Genomic DNA, 4,339 nt, shown 5'->3' with positions numbered 1-4,339 from the left:
CCCGCCAGCGCGCTGACACCCAGTTCAAGCAGGGTGGAGCTGAATACGTTGGAAGCCACTACAGTACCGGCGGTAGTCGAGGCGGTTGCCAGCGACATCAGGGCACCGGAGATGGGGGCCAGCAGGTAGGAGGGCAGACCGGAGGCGGTCAGGCCGCTGATCAGCACATCCTTCAGGCCGGAGTTGGCAATGATGCCCGCCAGAGTACCGGTACCCAGCAGCATTATGGCCACCGGCGCCATGCGGGAGAGACCGGAGACCGCAAACTGGTTCACCTTGCTGAACTTGCCCATCATCAGGGCACCGACCAGACCACCGAGCGGCAGCGCAATCAGCGGATCCACCACGATACCGGCGACCGGGCGCAGAGCCAGCAGCAGGATGGCAACCAGCGGCGCACTGATGGCGGCGGCAAAGCCCGGCAGTTTGGTGCCCTCGAAGCTCACCACCTCGTCAGCGGCAACCTTGCTGCCCTTGTTGTTCAGACGCTTGGCCAGCCAGTAGGCCATCACCAGACCAAACAGGCCCGGGATGATGCCGGCCGCCATCACCGAGGTCAGAGGCAGGTGGAAGGCATCCGCTGCCGCGATGGCGTTGGGGTTGGGTGACATGACGTTACCCGCCTTGCCGCCACCGATCATTGCCAGCAGGATGGCCGCCTTGGAGAGGTCGGCACGGCGGGCGATGGCCAGCGCAATGGGCGCCACCGTGATGACTGCCACGTCCACGAATACACCGACCGCAGTCAGGATCATGGTCGCCAGCGCCAGCGCCAGCAGGGCGCGGGTTTCACCCAGTTTCTTGACGATGGTCTCGGCGATGGTGGTAGCCGCACCCGATTCGATCAGCACGCCGGCCAGTACGCCGGCCGCCAGGATCCGCATCACCGCAGTGGTGATCCCCTGGGCGCCGCCGATCATCAGGGCAACGGTCTGGCTGAGATCGGCGCCGCCGATCAGGCCGCCAGCGAGTGCGCCGACGATCATCCCGTAAGCGGGCGGAACCTTCTTCAAAATCAGGAAGATGGCGATGGAGAGCGCCGCGATGGCGCCAAGGGCAGTAACCGGGATCATGACGGACACCTTCAATGGGAGTGAATGGCCGCCATTATGGAGATCTGCAATCAGAATGCTTTGGACAAATGGCCAAATATTGCATCATTTAACAGGGTTCACTTGTCCATTTGAACAATCACAAATCGAGATTAAGGCCGAGATAGAGCAAAAATTTGTCGTCTAACTTGTTGAAATTCAATCCGGTTATCTGCTCGATCCGGCTTAGCCGGTAACGCAGGGTATTGGGGTGAATGAACAAGGCTTCGGCACAGCGATGCAGATCACAATCCTGCAAGAAATATTGGCGCAGGGTCTTCTGCAGCGCCCCCTTGCCATCTTCCTTGGCCAGTTTCTGCAGCGGTGTGCGCAGCTGATCCGCCTGCCAGGAGTCCGCCAGACTGCCGAGCAGCACCGGCAAGCGGTAATCCTCGAAGAAGTAGACCTGCTTGCGCGGCGCTTGGCGCATGCCACGGCGCAATGTATCGCGCGCCGTCTGGTAGGAGCGCGCCAGCCCGTCGATCCCGTCGAAGTAATCCCCCACCCCGATCCGCACCTTGAAATGGGGGATGCGTGCCAGCAGCAGCTTGATGCGGCTGCGCTCCTGCGCCGATTGCCAGAGGCCGTCGCTGAGCTGGGCCGGTTTTAGCACCACTATCTCGTCAAGACCGTTGATGGCCACCAGATTGTCCCGCTCAGGGTTCTCCAGCAGATGTACCAGCTCTCGCAGCCGGGCCGGATCGCTCTCCTCCAGTGCCAGCACCGCCACCACCCGAGGCTGGCCGAGATCGAGCCCGAGGAAGCGGGCCGCTTGCTGCAGCTGATCGACCCGCCCCTCGCCGCGGATCAGCTGCAGCACCAGCTCCTCCTTGTGGCGCTTGTCCCACTGCAGCTGTTCGGTGAGCGCCGCCTGCTCCAGGATCAGCTCGGCAGTCATTCGCACCAGCTCGGCGTAAGCTCGAACGATGTCCGGATCGCCGGAGATACCGATGACCCCCAGCAGCGCCCCCTGATAGGCGATGGGCAGGTTGATGCCGGGACGCACCCCCTTGAGCTCGCGGGCGGTCGCTTCGCTGATCTCCACCACCCGGTTCTCGGTCAGTGCCAGCACGGCCCCCTCGTGACGCTGATGGAGCCGCTCCGGATTGCCGGACGCAATGATGAGACCGTGTTCGTCCATCACGTTGACCGAGAACGACAGGATCTTCATCGCCCGGCTCACAATCTGACGCGCCAGGGTATCGTTTAGCTGCATAACATCTCCAAAGAAGGGACTCGGCAACCCGCAGGAAAGCGCCTGCTACGGGGCAAAGATGCCACATCATCAAGACAAGCGAGAGGGGGATCGCTAGAATAGGCCACTTTACCCGATGTGAGCCCGCCATGGAGCAGGATTTGGTGCTGCCACCACGGCTTCGTGCAGGCCCATCCCCCCGATTTGGAGTGCGCTATGGATTATGAATTTCGCCGCGACCCGTTCGGTGGTTATCGCGCCCGCTTCTCCATGGGCCATGAAGCCATCGGCCAGTGGCTGATCGACGAAGTGGGCAAAGATGAGGAGAAGATCGACGCTCTCTTCGCCATCATCGACCAGCTATCCAGTCGGAGTCGCACCGAATACCGGCTCACCGGCGGGGATTACTCCCTGCTGCTGACCCACGAAGAGGCGGAGGTGAAAGCCAACGTCCTCAATATCGAACTGGGCGAGGATCTCGACGATCTCGCCTACTACGATGATGAACAGCTGGCCATGTGCGGGCTGGAAGACTTTGCCCAGGTGCTCACCTCCTGGCGCGCCTTTATCCGCAATGAGGATATGGGCTGATTGACCCAGTTTCGCTTATTCTGGTCGGCCACTGCGGTCGACCATCCAAACCAACAGGATTGACTATGTCTATTTACGATTTTGATGACGAACTGCCGGAAGACGAAGAACAGGAATCCACCAAGAAAGCAGCAGCTCCCGCCAAGAAGAAAGGCAAGCAGGTGCTGAACACTCAGGTCAACCTGAGCCCGCGCGATGCCAGCCGTCTGAACGGCATGCACGTTGAAGCAATCACCACCCTGGATGATGTCAGTCTGCCGAAGAACGTCATCTTCAAGGCCGGCCTGATCGCGTTGGGTGAGCTGGATGCTAACCAGCGCGCCGATATCATCGCCCGCGTCATCGCCGAATCAGGCCGCTAATCGCGCCCCTGAATAAACAAAGCCGGAGCAACTGCTCCGGCTTTGTTGTTTCTGACCCCCTTACTTGCAGCGAGGCGAGCGGGGCATGCTTCTTGGCACCAGCTTGTCGTAATGACCGCTGGCACGACTCGCCGCCAGCGCCTCGTTGAACCGCTCGATCAGCTCTCGGCCATCGGGTGCCTTGCGCGAGACCATCAGATAGAAGCTATCGGTCTGGCGAAAGTAGGGGAGCGGCTGCAGATAGTTGGGATCGCCAAAGACCCGCATGCTGGCATCGGCGGTGACCGCATCGTTCATCGGCATCAGCTCCACCCGCTTGAGCGCCACCATCTGCAGGCACTGCGCCAGAGTGGCGGGACGGATCAGCTGCAGTGAAAAGCGGGCGATCACCTCGTCGGCATGGCTGGTGCTCCAGCCTGCCGGAATACAGACCCGCAGCCCCTGCCACTTGCCATCGAGCACCGCATCGCTGCCCTGATAGGTGAACCAGGAGAGGTGATCGATATGGAGCGGGGCGCTGTAGTAGAAGAGTTTGGCCCGCTCGCTCGTCCAAGCGTAGGGGTAAGTGGCCGTCATCAGGCCATTGCGGGTCAGCTCATAGCCCCGGTTCCAGGGCAGATAATCCACCTTCACCTCGTCATAGCCGGCCTGGCGCAGCAGCGCCGTCACCAGCCGGGTGCTCTCCCCGCCATCCGCCAGCTCCTTGCCGCTGTAGGGAGCAAACTCCCCGGTCGCCAGCAACACGGGGGCTGCCTGCAACCAGGCGCACCAACAACAGAACAACCACAGATAGTGCTTCATCACCAACTCTCCTTTCACCCTGTGATGAGTATAGAGAAGGGGCCCGACCACCTGCTGCGCGGTTGTTCTCGCTGCGGCCCCTTGTTAAGGTTGCCGTTTGCCTCGACCAAGGAGATCCAATGTTACCCCTGACCGATTCGCTTATCTGGGGCGCGCTGGCGCTGGCCGTGCTGTTTGCCCTGCTGCGCCAGCGTCTTCCCGCGTTTGGCCTGCTGGGCCTCTCTCTGCTGCTGGCCCTGTGGCTTGGCCGCATCACGCCGCCTGCGCTGATCATCACGCTGGCGGGATTGGTGCTGGCG

The 4,339-nt window shown here is 61.5% G+C and carries 5 protein-coding genes and 1 pseudogene; 3 read left to right on the top strand and 3 right to left on the bottom strand.

Annotated elements, in window-relative coordinates; translation table 11 throughout:
* Together AACS24_RS04425 and AACS24_RS04420 are read right to left on the bottom strand one after the other, a co-directional pair.
* Positions 1-1,073: GntP family permease (locus AACS24_RS04425; protein ID WP_258223097.1), on the bottom strand; the 1,073-nt coding region annotated here is incomplete at its 3' end.
* A 118-nt stretch (positions 1,074-1,191) separates the two neighbouring features.
* The gene (locus tag AACS24_RS04420; RefSeq protein ID WP_108572488.1) at positions 1,192-2,307 is read right to left on the bottom strand and encodes a sugar diacid recognition domain-containing protein; all 1,116 of its coding nucleotides are present in this window, start codon (positions 2,305-2,307) and stop codon (positions 1,192-1,194) included.
* Positions 2,308-2,502: 195 nt separating this feature from the next.
* On the opposite strand from AACS24_RS04420, the gene AACS24_RS04415 reads away from it, so the two are divergent.
* On the top strand, positions 2,503-2,877 hold the full coding sequence (locus tag AACS24_RS04415; RefSeq protein WP_108572487.1) for a YacL family protein: 375 nt from the start codon (positions 2,503-2,505) through the stop codon (positions 2,875-2,877).
* Between the two features lie 65 nt (positions 2,878-2,942).
* Complete coding sequence (locus AACS24_RS04410; RefSeq protein ID WP_033114029.1) at positions 2,943-3,239, top strand: hypothetical protein; 297 nt, start codon at positions 2,943-2,945, stop codon at positions 3,237-3,239.
* 60 nt (positions 3,240-3,299) lie between these two features.
* Here the strand turns inward: AACS24_RS04410 and AACS24_RS04405 are convergent, their stop codons facing one another.
* On the bottom strand, positions 3,300-4,040 hold the full coding sequence (locus AACS24_RS04405; RefSeq protein WP_108572486.1) for a substrate-binding periplasmic protein: 741 nt from the start codon (positions 4,038-4,040) through the stop codon (positions 3,300-3,302).
* Between the two features lie 119 nt (positions 4,041-4,159).
* On the opposite strand from AACS24_RS04405, the pseudogene AACS24_RS04400 reads away from it, so the two are divergent.
* Positions 4,160-4,339: pseudogene (locus AACS24_RS04400) on the top strand (CPBP family intramembrane glutamic endopeptidase); the annotation flags it as partial.

Source organism: Aeromonas sp. HMWF016 (assembly GCF_963878195.1).
Lineage (GTDB): Bacteria > Pseudomonadota > Gammaproteobacteria > Enterobacterales > Aeromonadaceae > Aeromonas > Aeromonas lacus.
The sequence above is the reverse complement of the archived record's forward strand: the minus strand, read 5'-3'. Positions and strand labels throughout refer to the sequence as shown.